General features: G+C 70.4%; 20 protein-coding genes. 13 read left to right on the top strand and 7 right to left on the bottom strand.

Annotation, left to right across the window (positions count from 1 at the left end; all coding sequences use genetic code 11):
* Position 1: 1 nt before the first annotated feature.
* The 7 genes from nadC to ABT137_RS29635 all read left to right on the top strand — a co-directional run bounded on the left by nadC (position 2) and on the right by ABT137_RS29635 (position 4,751).
* The gene (gene nadC / locus ABT137_RS29665) at positions 2–979 is read left to right on the top strand and encodes a carboxylating nicotinate-nucleotide diphosphorylase (protein WP_351714173.1); all 978 of its coding nucleotides are present in this window, start codon (positions 2–4) and stop codon (positions 977–979) included.
* A 4-nt stretch (positions 980–983) separates the two neighbouring features.
* A complete protein-coding gene (locus tag ABT137_RS29660) occupies positions 984–1,781 on the top strand; it encodes a type III pantothenate kinase (protein WP_351714172.1) in 798 nt (265 codons plus the stop codon).
* Between the two features lie 318 nt (positions 1,782–2,099).
* Positions 2,100–2,717, top strand: coding sequence for a hypothetical protein (locus ABT137_RS29655; protein ID WP_351714261.1), 618 nt, complete (start codon positions 2,100–2,102; stop codon positions 2,715–2,717).
* Positions 2,718–2,800: 83 nt separating this feature from the next.
* Positions 2,801–2,980, top strand: coding sequence for a hypothetical protein (locus tag ABT137_RS29650; protein WP_093500017.1), 180 nt, complete (start codon positions 2,801–2,803; stop codon positions 2,978–2,980).
* Positions 2,981–3,151: 171 nt separating this feature from the next.
* Complete coding sequence (locus ABT137_RS29645; protein WP_502984592.1) at positions 3,152–3,574, top strand: BlaI/MecI/CopY family transcriptional regulator; 423 nt, start codon at positions 3,152–3,154, stop codon at positions 3,572–3,574.
* Between the two features lie 9 nt (positions 3,575–3,583).
* The gene (locus ABT137_RS29640) at positions 3,584–4,117 is read left to right on the top strand and encodes an amino-acid N-acetyltransferase (protein WP_294009416.1); all 534 of its coding nucleotides are present in this window, start codon (positions 3,584–3,586) and stop codon (positions 4,115–4,117) included.
* A 298-nt stretch (positions 4,118–4,415) separates the two neighbouring features.
* Positions 4,416–4,751 (top strand): histone-like nucleoid-structuring protein Lsr2, encoded by a 336-nt coding sequence (locus tag ABT137_RS29635; RefSeq protein WP_351714170.1) that lies wholly within the window; start codon positions 4,416–4,418, stop codon positions 4,749–4,751.
* On the opposite strand, the gene ABT137_RS29630 is transcribed toward ABT137_RS29635, so the two are convergent.
* Positions 4,730–5,485: an SCO3374 family protein gene (locus ABT137_RS29630; protein ID WP_351714169.1), complete on the bottom strand. Its 756-nt coding sequence runs from the start codon at positions 5,483–5,485 to the stop codon at positions 4,730–4,732. The genes ABT137_RS29635 and ABT137_RS29630 overlap by 22 nt on opposite strands.
* 430 nt (positions 5,486–5,915) lie before the next feature.
* On the opposite strand from ABT137_RS29630, the gene ABT137_RS29625 reads away from it, so the two are divergent.
* On the top strand, positions 5,916–8,441 hold the full coding sequence (locus tag ABT137_RS29625; RefSeq protein WP_351714168.1) for an ATP-dependent Clp protease ATP-binding subunit: 2,526 nt from the start codon (positions 5,916–5,918) through the stop codon (positions 8,439–8,441).
* Positions 8,442–8,493: 52 nt separating this feature from the next.
* Here the strand turns inward: ABT137_RS29625 and ABT137_RS29620 are convergent, their stop codons facing one another.
* From ABT137_RS29620 to ABT137_RS29610, 3 genes are all read right to left on the bottom strand, one after another.
* Positions 8,494–11,553, bottom strand: a complete 3,060-nt coding sequence (locus ABT137_RS29620) for an NACHT domain-containing protein (RefSeq protein WP_351714167.1) — start codon at positions 11,551–11,553, stop codon at positions 8,494–8,496.
* A gap of 47 nt (positions 11,554–11,600) precedes the next feature.
* Entirely contained in the window at positions 11,601–12,203 is a 603-nt protein-coding gene (locus tag ABT137_RS29615; RefSeq protein WP_351714166.1) for an HAD family acid phosphatase, read from the bottom strand.
* Between the two features lie 143 nt (positions 12,204–12,346).
* A complete protein-coding gene (locus ABT137_RS29610; RefSeq protein ID WP_351714165.1) occupies positions 12,347–15,373 on the bottom strand; it encodes an NACHT domain-containing protein in 3,027 nt (1,008 codons plus the stop codon).
* Between the two features lie 382 nt (positions 15,374–15,755).
* Between ABT137_RS29610 and ABT137_RS29605 the strand changes: the two genes are divergently transcribed.
* Entirely contained in the window at positions 15,756–16,307 is a 552-nt protein-coding gene (locus ABT137_RS29605) for a M23 family metallopeptidase (protein ID WP_351714164.1), read from the top strand.
* A gap of 23 nt (positions 16,308–16,330) precedes the next feature.
* Here ABT137_RS29605 and ABT137_RS29600 read toward each other — a convergent pair whose 3' ends face one another.
* Positions 16,331–16,927: a TetR/AcrR family transcriptional regulator gene (locus ABT137_RS29600; protein WP_351714163.1), complete on the bottom strand. Its 597-nt coding sequence runs from the start codon at positions 16,925–16,927 to the stop codon at positions 16,331–16,333.
* A gap of 148 nt (positions 16,928–17,075) precedes the next feature.
* Here ABT137_RS29600 and ABT137_RS29595 point away from each other — a divergent pair, with 148 nt between their 5' ends.
* From ABT137_RS29595 to ABT137_RS29580, 4 genes are all read left to right on the top strand, one after another.
* A complete protein-coding gene (locus ABT137_RS29595) occupies positions 17,076–18,674 on the top strand; it encodes an MDR family MFS transporter (protein WP_351714162.1) in 1,599 nt (532 codons plus the stop codon).
* Between the two features lie 182 nt (positions 18,675–18,856).
* Entirely contained in the window at positions 18,857–19,318 is a 462-nt protein-coding gene (locus ABT137_RS29590) for a helix-turn-helix transcriptional regulator (protein WP_351714260.1), read from the top strand.
* Positions 19,319–19,350: 32 nt separating this feature from the next.
* On the top strand, positions 19,351–19,782 hold the full coding sequence (locus ABT137_RS29585) for a VOC family protein (protein WP_351714161.1): 432 nt from the start codon (positions 19,351–19,353) through the stop codon (positions 19,780–19,782).
* Positions 19,783–19,784: 2 nt separating this feature from the next.
* Positions 19,785–20,678: a class I SAM-dependent methyltransferase gene (locus tag ABT137_RS29580; protein ID WP_351714160.1), complete on the top strand. Its 894-nt coding sequence runs from the start codon at positions 19,785–19,787 to the stop codon at positions 20,676–20,678.
* A gap of 88 nt (positions 20,679–20,766) precedes the next feature.
* Here the strand turns inward: ABT137_RS29580 and cseC are convergent, their stop codons facing one another.
* Together cseC and cseB are read right to left on the bottom strand one after the other, a co-directional pair.
* Complete coding sequence (gene cseC, locus ABT137_RS29575; RefSeq protein WP_351714159.1) at positions 20,767–22,119, bottom strand: two-component system sensor histidine kinase CseC; 1,353 nt, start codon at positions 22,117–22,119, stop codon at positions 20,767–20,769.
* A gap of 11 nt (positions 22,120–22,130) precedes the next feature.
* The gene (gene cseB / locus ABT137_RS29570) at positions 22,131–22,835 is read right to left on the bottom strand and encodes a two-component system response regulator CseB (RefSeq protein WP_351714158.1); all 705 of its coding nucleotides are present in this window, start codon (positions 22,833–22,835) and stop codon (positions 22,131–22,133) included.
* Positions 22,836–22,885 lie beyond the last annotated feature (50 nt).

The raw sequence follows: 22,885 nt of genomic DNA, 5'->3' as shown, positions 1-22,885 counted from the left end.
CGTGAGCACCAACGACCTTCCCCTCGCCGACGGCGGCGGCTGCGGCGACGGCTGTGCCTGTGGCGCCGAGGGCGACGAGGAGTACCTGGAGTGCGGTCTCGACCCCGCGCTCGCCGAACTGCTGGCCGCCGCCGGGCTCGACCCCATCGAGGTCGAGGACGTCGCCAACGTGGCCATTCAGGAGGACCTGGCGGGCGGCCTGGACGTGACGACCGTCGCGACCATCCCCGAGGAGGCGGTGGCGACCGGCGACTTCGTCGCGCGCGAGGCCGGTGTCGTCGCGGGCCTCAGGGTCGCCGAGGCCGTGGTCTCCGTGGTCTGCACCGACGAGTTCGAGGTCGAGCGGCACGTCGAGGACGGCGACCGGGTCGAGGCCGGGCAGCGCCTGCTGTCGATCACCACCCGCACCCGCGACCTGCTCACCGCCGAACGCAGCGCCCTCAACATCCTGAACCGCCTCTCCGGCATCGCGACGGCCACGCGCGCGTGGGCGGACGAGCTGGAGGGCACGACCACGCGCGTGCGGGACACCCGCAAGACCACCCCGGGGCTGCGCTCCCTGGAGAAGTTCGCGGTGCGCAGCGGCGGCGGCGTCAACCACCGCATGTCGCTCTCCGACGCGGCCCTGGTCAAGGACAACCACGTGGTCGCCGCCGGCGGCGTCGGCCAGGCCTTCAAGGCGGTACGGGAGGCGTTCCCGGAGCTGCCGATCGAGGTCGAGGTCGACACCCTGCACCAGCTGCGCGAGGTCGTCGACGCGGGCGCCGACCTGATCCTGCTGGACAACTTCACGCCGATGGAGTGCGAGGAGGCCGTCGCCATCGTCGGCGGGCGCGCGCTCCTGGAGGCGTCCGGGCGGCTCACGCTGGACAACGCGCGGGCGTACGCCGAGACGGGCGTGGACTTCCTGGCCGTCGGCGCCCTCACCCACTCCTCGCCGATCCTGGACATCGGCCTGGACCTGCGCGAGGCGGAGTGACCCCATGCTCCTCACGATCGACGTCGGCAACACGCACACCGTCCTCGGGCTCTTCGACGGCGAGGACATCGTCGAGCACTGGCGCATCTCCACGGACGCGCGCCGTACCGCCGACGAGCTGGCGGTGCTCCTCCAGGGCCTGATGGGCATGCACCCGCTGCTCGGCGACGAGCTGGGCGACGGCATCGACGGGATCGCGATCTGCGCGACCGTGCCGAGCGTGCTGCACGAGCTGCGCGAGGTCACGCGGCGGTACTACGGCGATGTGCCGGCGGTGCTGGTGGAGCCCGGGGTGAAGACCGGGGTGCCGATCCTCACCGACAACCCCAAGGAGGTCGGCGCCGACCGGATCATCAACGCGGTCGCCGCCGTCGAGCTGTTCGGGGGGCCGGCGATCGTCGTCGACTTCGGGACGGCCACGACCTTCGACGCGGTGTCCGCGCGCGGGGAGTACGTCGGGGGTGTGATCGCGCCCGGTATCGAGATCTCCGTGGAGGCGCTGGGCGTCAGGGGTGCGCAGCTGCGGAAGATCGAGGTGGCGCGGCCGCGGAGTGTGATCGGGAAGAACACGGTGGAGGCCATGCAGGCGGGCATCGTGTACGGGTTCGCCGGGCAGGTCGACGGGGTGGTCGGGCGGATGGCGCGGGAGCTGGCGGACGATCCGGACGATGTGACGGTGATCGCGACGGGTGGGCTGGCGCCGATGGTGCTGGGGGAGTCGTCGGTGATCGACGAGCATGAGCCGTGGCTGACGCTGGTGGGGCTGAGGCTGGTGTACGAGCGGAACGTGTCGCGGATGTGAGCGGGCGGTGGGGGGCGGGCGCGGGTTCTTCGCCCCCGCTGCCCCTACCCGTCCCGTCCTCCAGGGGGTGGGCCCCCTTCGACCTCCCGTTGCGGCCGTCCGTTTCGGGGGCCGCCGTCCCCGGACCCCGCTTCGGCCTGAACGGCCTCGTCCTCAAACTCCCCCAGAGGGGGTACCCCCAGACGGGCTGGATCGGGTGCGGACCGGCTCGCGGCCAGGTGGGTGGCCCTGTCGCGCCACACCCGGTCGCTATGTCGAGTTTGTCTGATTTACGCGTATCTTCGGTCCATGCCCACGCCATACGGATCCCGCGGCGGCATGGTGTTCGGTGCGGAGGAGCTGCGTGTGCTCCGCCGTGCCCTCGCCCTCGCCCTTCACCCCGGTCCCGTCTCCGCCGAGGACGTCAAGGACTGTCATCGGCTCGCCGAGTCGCTCGACGAGGCGATCGGCGAGGGGGCCCGACTGCGTGCCTTCCTGGTGGCCGATCTGGCCCGGTACCGTGCCGCCCTGCCGGGGGCCGTCGCCGGTTACCTGGCCCTCCTGGAGGAGGCGCTGGGGGCCGGGCACCGGCCCACCCCGGACGACCTCGCCGCGCTGCGGGCGCTGCGGGGGGACGCCGGTGCCGCCGCTCTGCTCTGCCGCTGCCAGGACCTCGCCGAGCGCGACGTGAGGGCCCGGCTCGCCCAGGGGGCCCGGAAGGTCCCGGCACCGGCCGTTCCGGCCTCCAGGGTCCGGCTGACGGCCCTGCCGGGCGGGGTGGCGAAGGAGCCGGAGAAGAAGCCCAAGGAGAAGCCGGCGGAGCGGCCCGCCCCGCGGCCCGCGGCTCCCGAGCCCGCCGCGCCGAGGCGGCCCATTCCCACGCCGGGCGAGGTCTTTCCGCGGCGCCGGCCCGCCGCGCCGCCCGCCGGGCCCCCGCAGCAACTCGCCGCCGGCTGAGAAAACGGCAGCTGGCGGGGGGTTGTGGAGCGGTTCGCCCACCCCGCCCCTTTCGCCCGGTACTCCGTGGCTACGCTGGACCCATGGACTACGTCTCCGCGCTCGTGCCTCCGGTCGTCATGGCGATCTTCTTCATCGGTCTGGTCCGGGTGATCGTGAAGACCCAGGGCGGGGCCGCCAAGGCCAAGGAGGACGCCGCCGTCGACGCGGCCTTCGCGGAGAACGCCCGCCAGGCCGCCGTCTCCAAGACCGACGGCGTCTGAGAGCCGGGCTTCCCGCGCCTGCCGCGGCGGGCGACGCGCTCCCGGTGCCCCTTCCCCGTACCGCGATTTCCGAGTCGTACGCCCTTTTTGTTCGCCTTTGTCGCTGAAAGTGCACGTCCGGCACGCCATTGGCGGGATCTCCCACTATTGTTCTGAGCTGTGCCTCGCCCATTGGGAGAACTCGAAGACGCGGTCATGACGCGGGTGTGGAAGTGGAACCGCCCGGTGACCGTTCGAGAAGTCCTGGAAGACCTTCAGCGGGAACGGTCCATCGCGTACACCACGGTGATGACCGTTTTGGACAATCTCCATCAGAAGGGCTGGGTCCGGCGGGAGGCCGAAGGGCGGGCCTATCGATATGAAGCCGTCTCCACCCGGGCCGCCTACGCCGCCGCCCTGATGAACGACGCCTGGTCGCAGAGTGACAACCCGGCCGCCGCACTCGTCGCCTTCTTCGGGATGATGAGCGACGAACAGCGGCAGGCCCTGCGGGACGCCGTACGCATCGTGCAGGGTCCGGATAGCGAGAGGGAAGAGCGGGAAGCTCCGCAAGAGGAGAACCCCGGCTCCGTGGCGGACTCCGGCGGGCGATAGCGTCCGCTCATGTCAGCGACGCGCCCCGAAGTCACCGCAAAAGCCATCACCGTCCGGCGGGCCCGGACCAGCGATGTCCCGGCCGTGCGCCGCCTCCTCGACGTGTACGTTCGCGACCGCATCCTGCTCGACAAAGCCACGGTGACGCTTTACGAGGACATCCAGGAGTTCTGGGTCGCGGAACGCGACGACAACGCCGAGGTGGTCGGCTGCGGCGCACTGCACGTGATGTGGGAAGACCTCGCGGAAGTGCGCACTCTCGCGGTGAACCGGGGCCTCAAGGGTGCCGGTGTCGGTCATCAGTTGCTGGAGAAGTTGCTGGAGACCGCACGTTGGCTTGGTGTTCGCCGTGTTTTCTGTCTGACCTTCGAAGTCGAGTTCTTCGGGAAGCACGGCTTCGTGGAGATCGGCGAGACACCCGTGGACACCGATGTCTACGCGGAGCTGCTGCGTTCCTATGACGAGGGTGTCGCGGAGTTCCTCGGACTCGAACGAGTGAAACCGAACACCTTGGGCAACAGCCGGATGCTTCTGCATCTGTGATCGCCGAGAGGGATCGCGGCGGACAAGGGCCATCGCGGCAGTGATGGGCAGTGATGGGCAGTGATGGGCCGGAGATCGGCCCTCTATTCCGGGCATCCCCCCTTGCCCCGGTGCCCTATGTCCGAAACGCGCATGTTTCCGGGTGGGAGCGGGCCCCTCGGTCTCTCCCAGGGGTTTGTGTTTTTCCCGCAAAAGCGGTTTGCTTTCCGACGTACTGCAGTACTGCATATAACAGGGGGCGGCGAAACGGCGGGCGCCGCACACCCCGGCCCTGAAGTTATCGATGAAAGGAAATCCGGTGGCACAGAAGGTTCAGGTCCTTCTTGTCGACGACCTCGACGGCGGCGAGGCGGACGAGACCGTGACGTTCGCGTTGGACGGCAAGACGTACGAGATCGACCTCACGACCGCCAATGCGGACAAGCTGCGCGGCCTTCTCGACGCCTATGTCAAGGGCGGCCGGCGTACCGGTGGCCGTGCTTCGGGCGGACGCGGAAAGGCCCGTTCGGCTTCCGGCGGCAGCCAGGACACCGCGCAGATTCGCGCGTGGGCCAAGGAGAACGGTTACGACGTCAACGACCGTGGCCGTGTTCCGGCGACGATTCGCCAGGCTTACGAGGACGCGAACGCCTGACTGTCCTCCGGCCCGTGGCCCACGCGCCGCAGCCGGACCCGGTGGCACTCCGTGGCCACCGTGTTCACCAGTCGTACGAGATCGGGGGCGCTTCCAACGCCCCCCATGGCCGACAGCGTCGGCAGCGAGGCCTCGGCCTCGCACCCCGACTCGGGGGGCCGCAACCAGACGGCGGCCCCCTGTACGGGCCCGGCCGGGACCCCGGCGGATCCGGAAGGCGGCCGGATCCCGGTGACCGTCGGCCAGGGCCGTGCCGGAGCGTCCATCGCGCCCCCGGCGCTCAGCGCCCGCAGATCGAGATCGAGGGCCGGTGCGCCCCACTCCAGCCAGGCCAGCAGCCCCGGCAGCTCCTCCGCGCTGCCCGCTGCCACCAGCAGCCGCATCCGGCCGCCCTGAAGGGCCACCGGAGAGCCCGGCGCCAGGTGTCTGAGCGCCCGTACACCCGCCCGCGCGGGCACCTCCAACACGTCGAAACGCACGCCCGTGACCAGCCGTAGCGGCTCTCCGGGCGCCGCGGGCACCGTTGCCCACCCCAGATCGTTCTCGTACCAGTGCCGGAGCCGGTTCGGCTGCCGGGTGTCCGGCGCGACGGCCCGGCCGGTGCCCTGAGTGGAACCGGGACCGGTGCCGTACTCGGAACCGGAATCGGAACCGGACGGACTGCCGGAGAGCCTGTCGGACGGCCTACGGGGGTGAGGGAGCGTTGAAGCGGCCAGAGGCGCTGTGCCAGCCATGCCGAGTTCAACCGTCCCGAGGCCACCGGGGTTACGCTGGGTGTGCGTATGGCTGCGCACGGTGCCCGAAGAAGGGGTGTGCGGAGGTCCGGAGGGACGCAAGGTTGTTCGCCCGTAGCGGAGGGACCGGGGGCCCACGGCATGGACTGTCAGTAGCTGCGGGTAAGACATCCCTAGTGGGAGGGGGCGACACGCAGGCGAGGCCGTCTCACGTTCGCCATCGGCGTACTGGCGGAAGGGGTAACTGCCTGGCCTGCGGGAACATCGTCTCGCACCATCGGGTTGGAGCAGATGTCGGCGTTCGGGGTCAGGAGGCCATCGACGGTGTCGGCAGTTGGAATGAGCGGTCCCTGCTTGCGGGACTAAGCTGCGGTAGGACAGGGAGGGGAAGTTCCCCCCACTGCCTGACCGCTCTGAGGAGCGATTAACGATGTTCGAGAGGTTCACCGACCGCGCGCGGCGGGTTGTCGTCCTGGCTCAGGAAGAAGCCCGGATGCTCAACCACAACTACATCGGCACCGAGCACATCCTCCTGGGCCTGATCCATGAGGGTGAGGGTGTCGCCGCCAAGGCCCTTGAGAGCCTCGGGATTTCGCTCGAGGCGGTCCGCCAGCAGGTGGAGGAGATCATCGGCCAGGGCCAGCAGGCCCCGTCCGGGCACATCCCCTTCACCCCCCGTGCCAAGAAGGTCCTGGAGCTGTCGCTCCGCGAGGCTCTTCAGCTGGGCCACAACTACATCGGCACGGAGCACATCCTGCTCGGCCTGATCCGTGAGGGCGAGGGCGTCGCAGCCCAGGTCCTGGTCAAGCTGGGCGCTGATCTCAACCGGGTGCGGCAGCAGGTCATCCAGCTGCTCTCCGGCTACCAGGGCAAGGAGACCGCCACCGCGGGCGGCCCTGCCGAGGGCACCCCCTCGACGTCCCTGGTCCTCGACCAGTTCGGCCGGAACCTCACCCAGGCCGCTCGTGAGTCCAAGCTCGACCCGGTCATCGGGCGCGAGAAGGAGATCGAGCGGGTCATGCAGGTGCTGTCCCGCCGTACCAAGAACAACCCGGTCCTGATCGGTGAGCCCGGCGTCGGCAAGACCGCCGTCGTCGAGGGCCTCGCCCAGGCCATCGTCAAGGGCGAGGTGCCCGAGACCCTCAAGGACAAGCACCTCTACACCCTGGACCTCGGCGCCCTGGTCGCCGGCTCCCGCTACCGCGGTGACTTCGAGGAGCGCCTGAAGAAGGTGCTCAAGGAGATCCGCACCCGCGGCGACATCATCCTGTTCATCGACGAGCTGCACACGCTGGTCGGTGCGGGTGCCGCCGAGGGCGCCATCGACGCGGCTTCCATCCTGAAGCCGATGCTGGCCCGCGGTGAGCTGCAGACCATCGGTGCCACCACCCTGGACGAGTACCGCAAGCACCTGGAGAAGGACGCGGCCCTGGAGCGCCGCTTCCAGCCCATCCAGGTCGCCGAGCCGTCCCTGCCGCACACGATCGAGATCCTCAAGGGTCTGCGTGACCGGTACGAGGCCCACCACCGGGTCTCCATCACGGACGAGGCGCTGGTCCAGGCGGCCACCCTGGCCGACCGCTACATCTCGGACCGCTTCCTGCCGGACAAGGCGATCGACCTGATCGACGAGGCCGGCTCCCGGATGCGCATCCGCCGGATGACCGCTCCGCCGGACCTGCGCGAGTTCGACGAGAAGATCGCCGCCGTCCGCCGGGACAAGGAGTCCGCGATCGACTCGCAGGACTTCGAGAAGGCCGCCTCCCTCCGCGACAAGGAGAAGCAGCTCCTGGCCGCCAAGGCCAAGCGGGAGAAGGAGTGGAAGGCCGGCGACATGGACGTCGTCGCCGAGGTCGACGGCGAGCTGATCGCCGAGGTCCTCGCCACGGCCACCGGCATCCCGGTCTTCAAGCTGACCGAGGAGGAGTCCTCGCGTCTGCTGCGCATGGAGGACGAGCTCCACAAGCGGGTCATCGGCCAGGTCGACGCCGTCAAGGCGCTGTCGAAGGCGATCCGCCGTACGCGTGCCGGTCTGAAGGACCCGAAGCGCCCCGGTGGCTCGTTCATCTTCGCCGGCCCGTCCGGTGTCGGTAAGACCGAGCTGTCCAAGGCCCTCGCCGAGTTCCTCTTCGGTGACGAGGACGCGCTGATCTCCCTCGACATGTCGGAGTTCAGCGAGAAGCACACGGTGTCGCGTCTCTTCGGTTCGCCCCCCGGTTACGTGGGCTACGAAGAGGGCGGCCAGCTGACCGAGAAGGTCCGCCGCAAGCCGTTCTCCGTCGTCCTCTTCGACGAGGTGGAGAAGGCCCACCCGGACATCTTCAACAGCCTGCTGCAGATCCTGGAGGACGGTCGCCTGACCGACTCCCAGGGCCGGGTCGTGGACTTCAAGAACACGGTCATCATCATGACGACCAACCTCGGCACCCGGGACATCTCCAAGGGCTTCAACCTGGGCTTCGCGGCCACGGGTGACACGAAGTCCAACTACGAGCGCATGAAGAACAAGGTCCAGGACGAGCTCAAGCAGCACTTCCGGCCCGAGTTCCTCAACCGCGTCGACGACGTGGTCGTCTTCCCGCAGCTGACGCAGGAGGACATCCTGCGGATCGTCGACCTGATGGTCGGCAAGGTGGACGAGCGCCTCAAGGACCGGGACATGGGCATCGAGCTCTCCCAGTCCGCCAAGGAGCTGCTGTCCAAGAAGGGCTACGACCCGGTGCTGGGCGCGCGTCCGCTGCGTCGCACGATCCAGCGCGAGATCGAGGACACGCTCTCGGAGAAGATCCTCTTCGGCGAGCTGCGCCCCGGTCACATCGTGGTCGTGGACACCGAGGGCGAGGGTGAGGCCAAGACCTTCACCTTCCGCGGTGAGGAGAAGTCGGCGCTGCCCGACGTCCCGCCGATCGAGCAGGCGGCCGGCGGTGCCGGACCGAACCTGAGCAAGGAGGCGTAAGCCTCAGGGCTGTGCCTTGAAGGGGCCGGTGCTTTTCGGAGCACCGGCCCCTTCAGCGTTTCACCAGGCTGATGTCCGCTCCCGGGAAGTGCTCGGAGAACCGGGACGTGGGAAAAGCGTGCCCCGGCATGTTCTGCAGGATCACGGCGCGCACGGCGGGCAGCCGGCGTGCCAGGGCGGAGAAGTCCTCGGTGCCGAGCAGCCCGGGGACGCGCAGTACCTCGACGCCGGAGAGCTCCGGCATGCGATCGACGGAGAGCGGCAGTTCCCGCAGGATCCGCGCGTTCAGATGCAGGGTCCGCAGCCCGGGCAGTCCGGTCACCGACTGCCAGTCGGCCGCCGTCAGCTCCGCGGTCAGTGGTCCGAGACTGAGTTCGGTGAGGCTCGTCCAGTGCTCCAGGCCGCGCAGCCCGGTGCGGTTCGTGCTGGTCCGGCCGAGGAAGAGGAACTCCAGTGCCGCGTCGAGGGGCAGCACCTCGCTGAGGCTGTCGCCCGGGAGCTCCTGTTCCACGGTGAGCCGGACGAGCGAGCCCAGCGACCTCAGGCCCGTGACGTCGGCGATCTGCCCGCAGATCAGCTCGGCGAGCGGAAGCTCCGCGAGCCGCTCCAGGCCGTGCGCCGCCGGACAGCGGGCCAGCAGCAGATCGTGCAGGGACCCGAAGGACAACAGGTCGCCCAGGTCCGTGAGGAGCGGGTTGTCCCGCAGGTCGAGGAGGGTCACGGCCCCGGGCTCGGGGACCGCGTCCAGGATCTGTTCGACCGAGTGCCTGCCCAGGAACGCGAGACCGGGCCAAGGCCGCATCCCGGTCAGAGCGGCACGCTGCTCGGCGGACTCACAGGTGAGGTAGAGGCCTGTGCGACGCAGCTCGTCCAGCACCTCCGACGCGTAGACCGTGGTGTCGAAGCGGCTCCAGGTCCCCACCAGCTGCCGACGCACCTTGAGGTCCCGGTGTTCGCGGAACCGGCGCAGCACTCCGAGGGCTCCCTCCGGCTCCTCGGTGCCGAGCAGGGAGGCGGTGACGGTGACGCTCTGCGCCTCCTCCGCGGTCAGCCCCTCGGGCCCCGGCAGCAGCTCCAGCACCAGGGGCCCGGCCTCCGCGAGCGTCTGCGCGTCCTCCCTGGTCTGCGGCGGGATCAGCTCCGCCGACCGCCTCTCCACCTCCGCCCGCACGCCCGCGTCCAGCGCCACCGCATGCTCCAGGCAGGCCAGCGCCAGCAGGGTCAGCCGGGGCGACCGAGCAGCGAGCAACCGCCGTAGCAGCGACGCCCGTTCCCCGGGCCGCGCATGGGCTACGGCCATGCGGATCACGTCCTCCCACTGGGTGTCGTCCGCATGGTCGGCGAGGACGTTCAAGTGGCCTTCCTCCACCGCGTACCGGGCGCCGAGATAGTCCTGGAAGGTGCGGTGGACGAAGTCCAGGACCCCGTCAGCGGGTTGGCGGATCAGGCCGCTGCGGAGGAGCAGGGTGCGCAGCACCGTCGACGCGTCCGACTGTCCCCGCGGCAGCGCGATGGAGGGCAGACTGCGGTCCACGATCGTTTCGGCGGTCTCCAGGTCCATCTCCGTACGGTTGCTCAGCACGAGCGCGTAGGCGAGCCGTTGCAGCAGCTCCAGCTGGGCCTCCTCGCTCAACTCCACCTCGTCCACCGAGCCCATGCCCCGCTCCCGGTCGCGGCGGGCCAGCAGCATCGTGAGGGCGGCGTCGTAGAGTTCCTTGCGGCCGGTCGGGAGGTAGCCCCGTCGTTCCCGGTGCAGGGCGCAGATCAGGCCGCACATCAGGGGGTTGGTGGCGAGGCGGGCCAGGTCGCGTTTGGTGCGCAGGGAGTCGAGGAGCGGGCCCTCGAACTGCGGGGCGTCGGCCGCCGTGTGCCAGCGGTGGACGAAGGTTGCCACGTCCGTGCGGCGCATGGGGGCCAGGGTCAGTTCGCGGAAGCCCTGTGCGGCGAGCCAGTCCGGGCGGACCGCGGTGGGGCGGGAGGTCAGCAGCCAGCGGTTGCCCGGGTAGGCGTTGATGAGGGAGAGCAGCCAGTCACGGACGTAACGGCGGTCGACGGTGGGGATCTCGTCCAGACCGTCGACGAGGATCATGGCGCGGCCCGCTCGGAGGACGCGTTCCGTCCAGCCCTCGGGTGCGGACAACGGGGCGCTCACCGCGCTTACGAAGGAAGAGGGGAAGGGCAGAGCGCCGGAGCCGCGGATCACGGTGCGCAGCGGAAGGACGTACGGGATGTGCGTGCCCTCGCGTGCCGCCGTCACCGCCAGCCACTGCACCAGCGTCGTCTTGCCGGAACCGGCGTCGCCGCGCAGCAGGACGCGGTCGTGGGTGAGCAGGGCTTCCTCGGCGGGGAGCTGGACGGTGACCGGGGCCGCGCCGGGGCCGTCACCGGGGAGGGCGCTGTCGTCGGCGGCCGTCGCCTCCAGGCTCAGATAGGCCACTTCGAGCGGCCAGCGGTCGGGGGAGTCCCGCAGGTCGAGGCCGTAGATGGTGATGTGGTTGTGGCGTTCGGCGACGTAGGCGCGGTAGCGGCGCTCGAATGCGGTGTCGCGGGCGTCGGGGCGTGGTGAGCGGGCGAGCAGCTCATCGATCTTGGCGATCAGTTCGGCATGGACCCGAGTCTGTTCCACCAGGGTGCGGGCCACAAAGGTGGAGCGGCGGGTGAAGAACTCCAGGATCTGCAGGCAGGCCCACTCCGTCGCGGAGTCGAGGAAGTAGCAGGCGTCGGAGGAGAGGCCGTCGGGCGCGGGTGCCACGTGCTGCAGCTTCGCGGCCAGTTCGAGGTGGCCCAGCCGTACCGCCTGCACGTCGTCCATGTCGAGATCGCCGAGCGCGAGCAGTCTGCGGGCCAGTGCGTCGGCGACGGCGATCTGTTCCCTGGTCCGGAAAGGCGGCTCACCGGGTGAGTCGACCGCCTGTCGGACCAGGTGTTCGGCGAGCTTGTGCACGTCCTTCTCGACCAGTGCACGCTTCTCGCCGCGGAAGGACACCAGGCTCTTCAGCCGCACCGGCCGGTCCACCAGCCCCGCGCCCGGCCCGTCCGCCACGAACAGTTTCTTCAGCAGCGGGCCCATCAGGCTCGACGCCAGCTTGCCGCCCAGTACCGCCGGCTCCATCCGCCCACCCCCGTGATTTCCGCGAACGGATGGAGCCTAGCGGTGAGTTACGACAACTGGCCGTTGTAGTCCGGCAGCTTGAACGTCTTGTCGGCGTGGCCGCCCGAGAGGTCGGTGGCGCTGTTGCCGATGTTCGCGATGATGTCGTAGCCCTTGTTCTCGATGTCGACGCGCTGGGCGGTCTTGTAGGCCGCGACGTCCTTGAACAGGTCGAGGAAGCCGCGGACGTAGAGGCCGGAGACCTGGTAGCCGTCGTGTTCGAGGTTGTACTCGGTCGGCAGGTAGATGATGCCGGGGCGCGCGGTGACGAAGAACAGGGAGACGCCGTGCTCCTGGGCGTACTTGGCGACGTTCAGGACCGGCTTGTTGGCCGGCTGGGGGTAGCTGAAGCCGAAGTCGGTCTCCAGGGTGGTGTTGTCGATGTCGAAGACGATCGCCTGCTTCTCGCCCGGCTCGGCGGCGGCGATGCGCTGCTTCAGGTAGGGCAGGGCCTGGTCCATCACGGACTGGCAGTCCTGCTGCCAGGTGGCGTAGTCGACCGTGGTGGAGCTGCTCTCCGTCGCGGCCTGGGCCGGCGCGGCCAGCCCGGCGAGCGCGGCCACGGAGACGGCGGTAACGGCTGTGCGGCGGATCCAGGTGCCTGTGGTCATCGGTGTGGGGTGTCCTCTCACGTCCGTACGCGTACCTGATGGCAGGTGCATGATCTGAGGCCCGGATGGCGCAGGGGGAACTGCGGGGTTACTGGAGGGTAATCCCGGCTGAGAGGCCGATCACACGGTGCGGACCGTGGACGTCACTCGTGGTTGCCGCGACGGGCCGCCTCGGCCACCCGTACCGACACGCCGGGGAAGAGCTCGGTCAGCAGCCCGCTGTCCTTGCGGGGGTCGTAGCCCGGTCGCAGCAGGAGGCGCAGCACGCGCAGCGCCGGGAAGGCGGCCGGCAGGGACCTCAACTGCCGCTCCGTGCCGAGGTCGTAGACGTGGAGAGTGGTGACCTGGGGGAGGACGAGCCCGGCCTGCGCGGAGACGGCCGCGTGCTGGGCCGACAGTCCGGCCTGGGTGAGCAGGGGCAGCTCCGCCAGGCCGGCGAGGAAGACCTCGGGCGGGCATTCGGTGATGTACAGCGTCTCCAGCCGGGGGAAACGGGCCAGGACCGACAGGTCCCGGACGGTGCCGCGCAGGTCGAGCCTGGTCAGCTGGTCCGGGGCAAGATGGGCGGTCAGGTCCTCCGGGGCGAAGTCGCCCTCCAGTTGCATCCAGCGACGGCCGCCCATCGCGCGGACGGCCGCGAGTTCGGCGGCGGAGTGCGCGACCAGGTACAGGTCGTCGTGGCGGAGCCGGGCGACCACCTCCCGTCCGTACACCTCCGTGTCGAACCGGTGCCAGGAGCCCGAGAGCTGCTTGCGGACCCGCCAGGAGGGGTGGTCGGCGAACTCCGCGAGGTACGGGATCGCCGTGTCGGTGCCGATCAGCGAGGCGGTGATGACACAGAGGTGGGCTGCCTCGGCGGCGCCGTCGCCCGCGCGGGTCTCTGCACCGGAGGAGGTGAGCTGCTGCGGGGTGGGCAGGAAGTCGAGGATGAGGGGGCCGACGGCGGCCAGTTCGTAGGCGGACTCCAGGTCGGGCGGGGGTACCAGCCCGGCGACACCGTTCTCGATGGCGGTGCGCACCGACGGGTCCAGCTCGGTGGCCTGCTCCAGGCAGGACGCGGCGAGCAGCAGGGCGCGCGGGGAGTCCGCGCGCAGCAGCTCGCCCAGGATCTGACCGCGGTCGCGCGGCCGGCCCTGGGCCACCGCCATGCGGATGACGTCTTCCCACTGGTCGTCGGCGGCATGTTTGTGGACCATCCCGAAGGTGCCCTCGTCGAGCAGGGCCCGGGCGCCCAGGAAGTCCTGGAAGGTGCGGTGGCAGAAGTCGATGGTGTCGGTGGACGGGGCTCGCAGCAGACCGCTGCGGTTCAGCAGGTGGGCCAGCACCGTGTCGGCGTCGCCGAGCGCGGCCGCTTCGGGCAGGGCGGGCAGCGCCTTGTCGATCTCGGCGACGGCCCGCTCGCGGGCCATCTCGGTCCGGCCGTCCTTGATGAGCCAGTACGCCAGCCGCTGCAGTATCTGCAACTGCGGTTCCTCCCGCAGTTCCGGGCTCGGCATCCCGCGCTCCCGGTCGCGGCGGGCCAGCAGCATGGTGAGGGCGGCCTCGTACAACTCCTTGCGGCCGAGCGGGAGGAAGCCGCGGCGGTCGCGGTGCAGGGCGCAGATCAGCCCGCACATGAGGGGGTTGGTGGCGAGCCGGCCGAGATCGGGTTTCGCGCGCACGGCATGGATCAGCTGGGCCTGGTACCGGTCGAGGTCGCTGTCGTCCCCCGGGGTGGCCGGCCGGGCGGCGGTGTGCCAGCGCCGGACGAAGGAGACCACGTCCTCCGGCCGCATCGGGGACAGCACCAGTTCGGTGAAGGACTCGTCGGCCAGCCAGTCCTCCCTGACGGCCGAGGGCCGGGAGGTGACCAGCCACCGGTTGCCCGGATAGGCGTCGACCAGGTCCACGAGCCAGGCCCGGGCCAGCGCTCGCTCGGCCTCGGGTACCTCGTCGATTCCGTCGACGAGGACGAGCCCGCGGCCGGCGCTCAGGACTCGTGCCTCCCAGCCGGCCGGCTGCTCCCCGGCGATCGCCGCGCCCACGGCGTCGAGGAAGTGCTGGGGCGCGGGCAGCCGGCCCCCGTGCCGGGTCAGGGACCGCAGCGGCAGGACGAACGGGATGCGGTCGCGCAGATACGTCATGCGCCCGCTGTCGCCGGTGGGGCGGGCGGCGGAGACGGCCAGCCACTGGATGAGGGTGGTCTTGCCCGATCCGGCCTCTCCCCGCAGCATGATGCGCTCGTGGTCGGCCAGGGCCTCGTCCGCCGGGAGCGGGATGCGGGAGGTCTGATGCAGGGCGGCCAGGGAGGCGGTGCGGTAGACGGCGTGTTCGAGGGTGGCCTTGGCCTGCTGGACGCGCTCCCGCGCGGTCTGGCTCAGGCCTGCGGTCACCGCCTGCCGTAACGCGTTCTCCGCCGCGATGAGGGTCCGTTCCGCGTTCCGCCGGGCCGTGTCGAAATAGACGATCTCCTCGGCCAGGCCGCTGGGCGCGGTCGCCTGCAGGCTCAGGTACGCCGCGTCCAGTGGCCAGCGGCCGGGCGAGTTGATCAGGTCGATGCCGTAGATGAACAGCTTGCTGTGCTTCTTGGCGATGTACGCGAGGTAGCGGCGCTCGAATGCGCTGTCGCGTCCGTCCCGGCGGGGGGTGCGGGCGATCAGCTCGTCCACCCGGGAGATCAGTTCGGCCTGGCCACGGACCTGTTCCACCAGGGTGCGGGCGACAAAGGAGGAGCGCCGGGTGAAGAAGTCGATCACATGCACGCAGGCCCACTCGGTGGCCGAACGCAGGAAGTGCTCGGCGTCGGCGGTGAGCTCTTCCGTCGGGGCCCGGCGGAGCAGTTCCCGGGCGAGCTCGCCGTGGCCGAGGCGGACCGCCTGGACGTCGTCCATGTCGAGGTCGCCGAGCGCGAGCAGGGTACGGGCGAGGGCGTCGGTGACGGCTGTCTCCTCGTCGGCCGGGAACGGGCGCTCACCCGGGGACCGGAGGGCCGTGCGGACGAGGACGCCGGCGATCTTGTGCACGTCCGGTTCGGCCAGCGTGCGCTTCTCTCCCCGGAAGGACACCAGGGCGGACACCCGTACGGGCCGTTCCACCAGGCCGGCGCCGGCCGCGTCACGTACGAAGAGGCGTTTCACCAGCGGAGCGACAAGGCTCGACGCGAGCTTCGTGCCGAGTACCGCCGGATCCATCCGCGCCCACCCCCGCAGTCGTGCGCATGGCGGTCAGCGTAGTGCCCGTCACATTTCGGCGGGTGCGGATCGCAGGGACCGGTGACATACCGCACGGGTGAAATGGCCCTTACCAAGAGGGATAGTAGAGCCCGATATCAGGCTGGAAGGAGCTTTTGTCTCACGCTCATCGGTGAGGCGTCGAGGTCGGGGTGGGGTTGGTCGCCCAAGGGGAGTCTTCAAGGAACAGTCAATTCTTGGTTTTCTTACTAGCAAGCCTCGTAGATGCGGGGGGTTGGGCGAAGGCCCGCCTCCGGGTTACCAAGAGATGCCCCGTTCGGCGGCCGCCCCCCCCGTGGGCCGGTGCCGGCGGGGGCCCTGTTGTCTACTCCACGAGGTTCCGATGTCCCTGCGCGCCGCTCTCCGTTCCCCCCGTACGTCCTCGCTCCGCAAGCGGGCCGCCGTTCTGGCCGCCGGCGTCGGGGTCACGGCCGTGGTGGGGTCCGGGGTCGCGTCGGCCGCCACCTCCAGCGCCGCGGCCTGGGTCGACCCGGTGAAGAAGTACACGCTTTCCGCGACCTTCAACCAGGCCGGCGGCATGTGGGCGGCCAGGCACAGCGGTCAGGACTTCGCGGTGCCGAGCGGCACCGAGGTCGTCGCGGCGCACGGCGGCACCGTCGTCAAGGCCGGCGGCAACGGCGCCGGTGACGGTCCCGCGTACGGCAACGCCATCGTCGTCAAGCACGGCAACGGCCAGTACTCGCAGTACGCCCACCTGTCCCGCATCGACGTCAGGGTCGGCCAGATCGTCAAGACCGGTCAGCACCTCGCCCGCTCCGGCAACACCGGCAACTCCTCCGGCCCGCACCTGCACTTCGAGATCCGGACGACCCCGAACTACGGCTCCGCGGTCGACCCCGTCACCTTCCTGCGCGCCAAGGGCGTGATCGTCTAAGGGGTGAGGCGCACCGCGGCGCGCTACGCGGGGTGCGAGCCCCGGTGGGCCTGGGTCACCAGGTCCACGGCGACCTCCAGGACGGCCTCGCGCTTCTCCCGGGGGTCGCCCTCGATGTCCTGCATCACGAACATGCCGGCGTGCAGCGTGAAGAGCGCGCTGATGCAGCGGATCTGGTCGGGCAGGGCCGCGTCCGGGTCGATGATGATGTTCCGCAGGCCGCGCATCCGGTCCTTGAAGGTGTCGCCGATCTTCAGTTCCCGGACCGTCGCCTGGTTCTCCTGCATGAACCGGAACAGCGGCTCGGCGTCGCCCAGCGCCCGGTGGTAGCGCCGTACGATCTCCTGCTTGGTCTCCAGGGTGTGCGGCTGGCCCTTGCCCCACTCGATCAGGTCCCCGATCGGCTGCGTCAGGTCCTCGAAGACGCTGACCAGGATCTCTTCCTTGGTCTTGAAGTGGTAGTACAGGGCCGCCTTGGTCACGTCGAGGTGCTCGGCGATCTCCCGCAGGGAGGTCTTCTCGTAGCCCTGCTCGGCGAAGAGTTCGAGCGCCACGTCCTGGATGCGCTGGCGGGTGTTCCCGCGGCGCTGCTGCTTCGTGCCGTCCATGGTGACGCTCATCCTCTTACTCCTTGTGCTCCCGCGAAAACTTGCTTGCCGCCCGGCTAGTGAACTTACTTGACGCCCGGCTAGTAACGGGTCTAACTTCCGAGTGTACTGAACTAGCCGGGCGGCAAGTAAGTAGCTGTCGCCAGGGGGAGTGGGAGAGATGGCGGACACCCAGGCGGCCGAGACCGGCCAGGAAACACCGGGGGCACCGGAAGCGGTCGCGCAACCGGAGAAAGAGCCCAAGAGCGTACGGGTCGTGATGCTCGCGCTCATGGTCGCGATGATGCTCGCGATGCTCGACAACATGATCGTGGGCACCGCGATGCCGACGATCGTGGGTGAGCTGGGCGGTCTGGAGCACCTGTCGTGGGTCGTGACCGCCTACACCCTCGCGACCGCGGCCTCCACCCCGCTCTGGGGCAAGCTCGGCGACATGTACGGGCGCAAGGGCGCCTTCATGACCTCCATAGTCATCTTCCTGATCGGCTCCGCGCTCAGCGGCATGGCCCAGGACATGGGCCAGCTGATCGGGTTCCGGGCCATCCAGGGCCTCGGCGCCGGCGGTCTGATGGTCGGCGTCATGGCGATCATCGGCGACCTCGTGCCGCCCCGCGAGCGCGGCAAGTACCAGGGCATGATGGCCGGCGTCATGGCGCTCGCCATGATCGGCGGCCCGCTGGTCGGCGGCACCATCACCGACAACTGGGGCTGGCGCTGGGCCTTCTACATCAACCTGCCGCTCGGCGTGGTCGCGCTGGCCGCCATCAGCGCCGTACTGCACCTGCCGAGGAAGCGGAACAAGACGCGCATCGACTACCTCGGCGCCGGTCTGCTGACCCTCGGCATCACCTCGATCGTGCTGGTCACCACCTGGGGCGGCTCCCAGTACGCCTGGACGTCCGCGCGGATCATGGAACTGATCGCCATCGGCGTCGTCGCGCTGATCGGCTTCGTCTTCTGGCAGACCAAGGCCGCCGAGCCGGTCCTGCCGCTGCACATCTTCCGCAGCCGCAACTTCACCCTGATGTCGATCATCGGCTTCATCGTGGGCTTCGTGATGTTCGGCGCCACGCTGTTCCTGCCGCTGTACCAGCAGTCCGTGCAGGGCGCGTCCGCGACCAACTCCGGTCTGCTGCTGCTCCCGATGCTCGGCGCGATGCTGGTGACCTCGATGGTCGCCGGCCGGGTCACCACCAACACCGGCCGCTACAAGATCTTCCCCCTCGCGGGCGGCGTGCTGCTCACCGTCGGCCTGTACCTGCTGTCCACCATGGACACGGACACCACCCGGTTCACCTCCGGTGTCTACATGGCCGTGGTCGGCCTCGGCATGGGCTGCCTGATGCAGATCACCATGCTGGTCGCGCAGAACAGCGTGGAGATGAAGGACATGGGCGTCGCGTCCTCGTCCACCACCCTGTTCCGTACGCTCGGTTCGTCCTTCGGTGTCGCCATCATGGGCGCGATCTTCAACGACCGGGTCAAGAACGTCATGGCCGAGCGGGCCGGCTCGCTGGGCTCCAAGATCACCGAGCAGTCGGCGCAGCTGGACGCGAAGAGCCTGGCGAAGCTGCCGGCGGCGGCCCGCGAGGCGTACCAGCACGCGGTGTCGGCCGGTACCCACTCGGCGTTCCTGCTCGGTGCCGTGATCGCCGTGCTGGTGCTGGTGGCGGCGGTCTTCGTGAAGGAGGTCCCGCTGCGGGGCGGGCCGCAGAAGGCGGACGAGGCGGCGCCGATGCCGGCGGTCGAGGCCATCTGACCAGGGTTCCGGCGGCCGAGACCGTCTGAACGATGTCCCGGCGGTCGAGACCGAACGATGTCCCGGCGGTCGATGCCGTCTGATCGATGTGCGGGGGTTCCGGGGGGTTACCGCCCCGGGGCCCCCGCTTCGCCGTTCCGGGCCGGGAATCGACGGCGTGGAGAATTGACGGCGTGGACAAACTGCGGCAGCTACGCCTCGCCAAGGACGCCATGGACCGGGACTGGGCCGACCCCGCCCTGGACCTCGACGCGGTCGCCGCGCACGCCGGGTACTCGCGGTACCACTTCCTGCGCGCCTTCAAGGAGGCCTACGGCGAGACCCCCGGCCAGTACCTGACGCACCGCAGGATCGAGCGGGCGGAGGAGATGCTCCGCAGCGCGGACCTCACCGTCACCGAGATCTGCCATCTGGTCGGCTTCAGCAGCCTCGGCACCTTCTCGGCGAAGTTCAAGGCCCGTACCGGGCTCAGCCCCACCGCGTACCGGACCGAGCACGTCGGCCGCGGCGCCTCCCTCATCCCCGGCTGCTACGCCCTGCTCTGGGCGGGCGGGTTCCCGACCAGAAGCGCAACTTCCGAGAAGCGTGGCCCGGACCCCGCTGCCTACGGTGACGGACAGGAACAGCGACCGTCCGGCGGCTGAGGCCAAGGCCGGGCAGGCAGGAGAGCGGAACCATGATCCAGGGCCTGGCCATCACCACCGTGTGGACCTTCGACCAGCAGCGCACCAAGGCCTTCTTCACCGAGAAGCTCGGCTTCGAGGTCCGCGCCGACATCGCGATGGGCGACATGCGGTGGATCACCGTCGGCGCCAAGGACCAGCCCGGCGTCGAACTCGCGCTGATGCGCCTGGACGGACCGGGCCTCGACCCCGAGTCCGCCGAGGCGCTGCGCAAGCTGGTCGCCAAGGGGGCCATGGGGGCCGGCGCGTTCCGCACGGACGACTGCCGCGGCGACTACGAGACCTTCAGGGCGCGGGGCGTCGAGTTCGTCCAGGAGCCCAAGGAACGGCCGTACGGCATCGAGGCGATCTTCCGTGACGACAACGGCAACTGGTACTCGCTGACCGAGCGCAGCGAAGAGCTCGACTTCTCCAAGGAGTTCTGAGCATGCCCACGGAGGCCGGGCCCGATCACACCGCCGTCCGCACCGCCCTGTGGCGGGCGCTGCACCTGCGCGCCGACGCGCCGCCGTACGTCATCGAGGACGAGGTCGGGCTGCGGCTCGCCGAACCGGACGCCGGGGACGGGGACGGGGACGGCGACGTAGACGGGAACGGTGAGGGCTGGCGGGCCCGGCCGGACATGGACGTCGAAGCCACCCGGCGGACCCGGGCGTCCATCGTGGCCCGGGCCCGGTTCGTCGAGGACCTGGTGGTGGCGCAGGCCGGGCGCGGGGTGGACCAGTACCTCGTTCTCGGCGCGGGGCTCGACACCTTCGCGCAGCGCCGGGCCGCCGACGCGGTGGCCGCCGGGCTGCGGGTGTTCGAGGCGGACCGGGCCGGGGCCGTGGCCTGGAAGCGGCGGCGGCTGACCGAGCTGGGGTACGGGGTGCCCGACTGGCTGACGCTGGTGCCGGTGGACTTCGAGGGGGACTGGTGGGGGCAGCTGGTGGCCGTCGGGTTCGATCCGCGCCGGCCGGCCGTGGTCGCGTCCGCCGGGGTCACGATGTACCTCACGGAGGACGCCGTCGCCGCCACCTTCCGGCACATCGCGCGGCTCGCCCCCGGGTCGACGCTGGTCACGACGTTCCTGCGGCCGATCGAGGACGTCGAGCCGGACCAGCAGGAGCAGCTCCGGGTGGCCCAGCGGGGCGCGCGGGCCTCGGGCACGCCCTTCCTGAGCTTCTACGCACCCGAGCGGATGGCGGCCCTCGCCCGCGAGGCCGGCTTCCGGGACACCCGGCACGTCCCGGCGGAGGAACTCGCCGACCGCTACTTCGCCGACCGCACCGACGGACTCCGCCCGTCCCGCGGCGAGGAACTCCTCGTGGCCTCCACCTGAGGTACGGACTGGTCCCCACCCGAGGCACGGCGTGGCCCCCACCTGAGGTACGGACTGGCCCCCACCCGAGGCGCGGCCGGGGTGTTTCTCAGCGGCTTCCCGCCTGGGTCGGGCCCGGCAGCATCGGGTAGCTGCCGGTGGCCGTCGGGGCGTGCTCCGGGAGCCACAGGACGGCCACCGCGCCCTCCGCCGGGATGTGCGCGGGTGCGCCGGCCGGGCGGATGTTGCGGAAGGTCAGGCGGGCGCCCAGGACGCGGGCCTGGCCCGCCGCGATGGTCAGGCCCAGGCCGTGGCCCTGGCCGGCCCGGTCCTCGCTGCCGGTGCGGAAGCGGCTCGGCCCCTCGGCGAGGAGTTTCTCGGGGAAGCCGGGACCGTGGTCGCGGACCCGGATGACCCGGCCCTCGACGGTCACCTCGATGGGCGGCTTGCCGTGCCGGGCCGCGTTGGCGAGCAGGTTGAACAGCACCCGCTCCAGCCGGCGCGGATCCGTGGTCACCTCCGACTCGTGCACCACCCGCACCTCGATCTCCGGGTCCTTCGCGGCCACCCGCCGGGCGACGAACTCGCCCAGCATGATGTCCTGCAGCTCGGCCCGCTCGGAGGCGCTGTCGAGGCGGGCCACCTCCAGCACGTCCTCGACGAGGGTGCGCATCGCCTTCGCCCGGTCCAGGACCAGCTCGGTCGGACGGCCGGGCGGCAGCAGCTCGGCCGCCGTGAGCAGGCCGGTCACCGGCGTACGCAGCTCGTGCGCGATGTCGGCCGTCACCCGCCGCTCGGCCTCCAGGCGCTGCTGCAACGCGTCCGCCATGGCGTCCACGGCCCGCGCCAGGTCGTCGGTCTCGTCCCGTACGACCCCGCCGATCGCCTCCCGCACCCGCACGTCCGGCTCGCCCTGGGCGACCTGGTTGGCCGCGGCCGCCGCCTTGCGCAGCCGGACCGAGAGCTGCCCGCCGATCAGCACACCGAGCGCGCTGCCGCCGAGGACGACCGCGATGGACCCGATGACCAGGGCCTGGTCGAGGTCCTTCAGCACATTGCTGCTGCGGTTCGCGAAGGTGCTGTGCAGGGACAGCACCCGCCCGTCCTTGGCCTGCACCGCGGCCCAGATGTCCGGCGCGCCGCTGCCGTGGTCGATGACGTCGGTCGCCCGGCGGCCCGCGTCGACCCGCTCGCGCAGGGCCGGCGGCAGCCGGGGGTCGTTGACCTTGACGTCGGGGAAGTTCGCCCTCCCGTACAGCTCGTAGTTGCGCTGGCCGATCTGCAGCCGCTCGTTGGCCAGCTCGCGCGCGTTGTCCAGCATCGAGACCCGGGCGGCGTTGTGCACCACCAGGCTCAGCGCGATCGCGACCAGCGCGCCGACCAGCGCGATCGCCGCGCTCAGCTTCCATCTGAGTCCGGTGCGCAGTCCCGGACCCCGGTACTTGTTGGAGAACCCCCGCATGACCGCCTCGCTCAGGCCTTCAACTTGTAGCCGAAACCGCGGACCGTCTCGATCCGGTCCTGCCCGATCTTGGTCCGCAGCCGCTGGACATGGACGTCGACGACGCGAGTGTCCCCGCCCCAGCCGTAGTCCCAGACGCGTTCGAGCAGCTTGTCGCGGGAGAGTACGGTCCCCGGCGCCGAGGAGAACTCCAGGAGCAGCCGCATCTCGGTGGGCGTCAGCGCGACCGGCTGCCCGGCCCGGCGCACCTCCATGCCCTCGGTGTCGATCTCCAGATCGCCGAAGGTGAGCATGCCACCCGTCACCTCCGCCGCGTCCTCGTGCGGCTTCTCGCCGCCGCTCGCGTGCCCGAAGCGGCGCAGCACGGCCCGGATCCGGGCGACCAGGACGGCCCCGTCGAACGGCTTGGTGACGTAGTCGTCGGCGCCCGCCTCCAGGCCGAGCACCACGTCGATCGAGTCGGCGCGTGCCGACAGCATGATCACCGGGACGGTCGACTCGTCCCGGATGCGCCGGCACAGGCTCACCCCGTCCAGGCCCGGCACCATCACGTCCAGCAGGGCGATGTCGGGCCGGTCGGCGCGGAAGGCCTCAAGGCCCGACAGGCCGTCGGGCATGGCGGTGACCGCGAAGCCGTCCCGCTCCAGGGCGAGCTGGGTGGCCTCGCGGATGACGTCGTCGTCCTCGACGAAGAGGACGTGGGTCTGGTCTGCCATCCCGGCTCTCTCGGTAGTCGGTGGGGTCGGTTCAGTGGGTACGACAGGTG

This window comes from Streptomyces sp. NPDC001980 (assembly GCF_040296885.1).
GTDB lineage: Bacteria > Actinomycetota > Actinomycetes > Streptomycetales > Streptomycetaceae > Streptomyces.
This window is presented reverse-complemented; position numbering and strand designations above follow the sequence as displayed.

Bases quoted from the DNA above. Each gene is read 5' to 3' on its own strand.
- ABT137_RS29660 (WP_351714172.1), top strand. From the start codon at position 984: ATGCTCCTCACGATCGACGTCGGCAACACGCACACCGTCCTCGGGCTC.
- ABT137_RS29655 (WP_351714261.1), top strand. From the start codon at position 2,100: ATGGTGTTCGGTGCGGAGGAGCTGCGTGTGCTCCGCCGTGCCCTCGCC.
- ABT137_RS29650 (WP_093500017.1), top strand. From the start codon at position 2,801: ATGGACTACGTCTCCGCGCTCGTGCCTCCGGTCGTCATGGCGATCTTC.
- ABT137_RS29640 (WP_294009416.1), top strand. From the start codon at position 3,584: ATGTCAGCGACGCGCCCCGAAGTCACCGCAAAAGCCATCACCGTCCGG.
- ABT137_RS29630 (WP_351714169.1), bottom strand. From the start codon at position 5,485: ATGGCTGGCACAGCGCCTCTGGCCGCTTCAACGCTCCCTCACCCCCGT.
- ABT137_RS29625 (WP_351714168.1), top strand. From the start codon at position 5,916: ATGTTCGAGAGGTTCACCGACCGCGCGCGGCGGGTTGTCGTCCTGGCT.
- ABT137_RS29620 (WP_351714167.1), bottom strand. From the start codon at position 11,553: ATGGAGCCGGCGGTACTGGGCGGCAAGCTGGCGTCGAGCCTGATGGGC.
- ABT137_RS29615 (WP_351714166.1), bottom strand. From the start codon at position 12,203: ATGACCACAGGCACCTGGATCCGCCGCACAGCCGTTACCGCCGTCTCC.
- ABT137_RS29610 (WP_351714165.1), bottom strand. From the start codon at position 15,373: ATGGATCCGGCGGTACTCGGCACGAAGCTCGCGTCGAGCCTTGTCGCT.
- ABT137_RS29605 (WP_351714164.1), top strand. From the start codon at position 15,756: ATGTCCCTGCGCGCCGCTCTCCGTTCCCCCCGTACGTCCTCGCTCCGC.
- ABT137_RS29600 (WP_351714163.1), bottom strand. From the start codon at position 16,927: ATGAGCGTCACCATGGACGGCACGAAGCAGCAGCGCCGCGGGAACACC.
- ABT137_RS29595 (WP_351714162.1), top strand. From the start codon at position 17,076: ATGGCGGACACCCAGGCGGCCGAGACCGGCCAGGAAACACCGGGGGCA.
- ABT137_RS29585 (WP_351714161.1), top strand. From the start codon at position 19,351: ATGATCCAGGGCCTGGCCATCACCACCGTGTGGACCTTCGACCAGCAG.
- ABT137_RS29580 (WP_351714160.1), top strand. From the start codon at position 19,785: ATGCCCACGGAGGCCGGGCCCGATCACACCGCCGTCCGCACCGCCCTG.
- cseC (WP_351714159.1), bottom strand. From the start codon at position 22,119: ATGCGGGGGTTCTCCAACAAGTACCGGGGTCCGGGACTGCGCACCGGA.
- cseB (WP_351714158.1), bottom strand. From the start codon at position 22,835: ATGGCAGACCAGACCCACGTCCTCTTCGTCGAGGACGACGACGTCATC.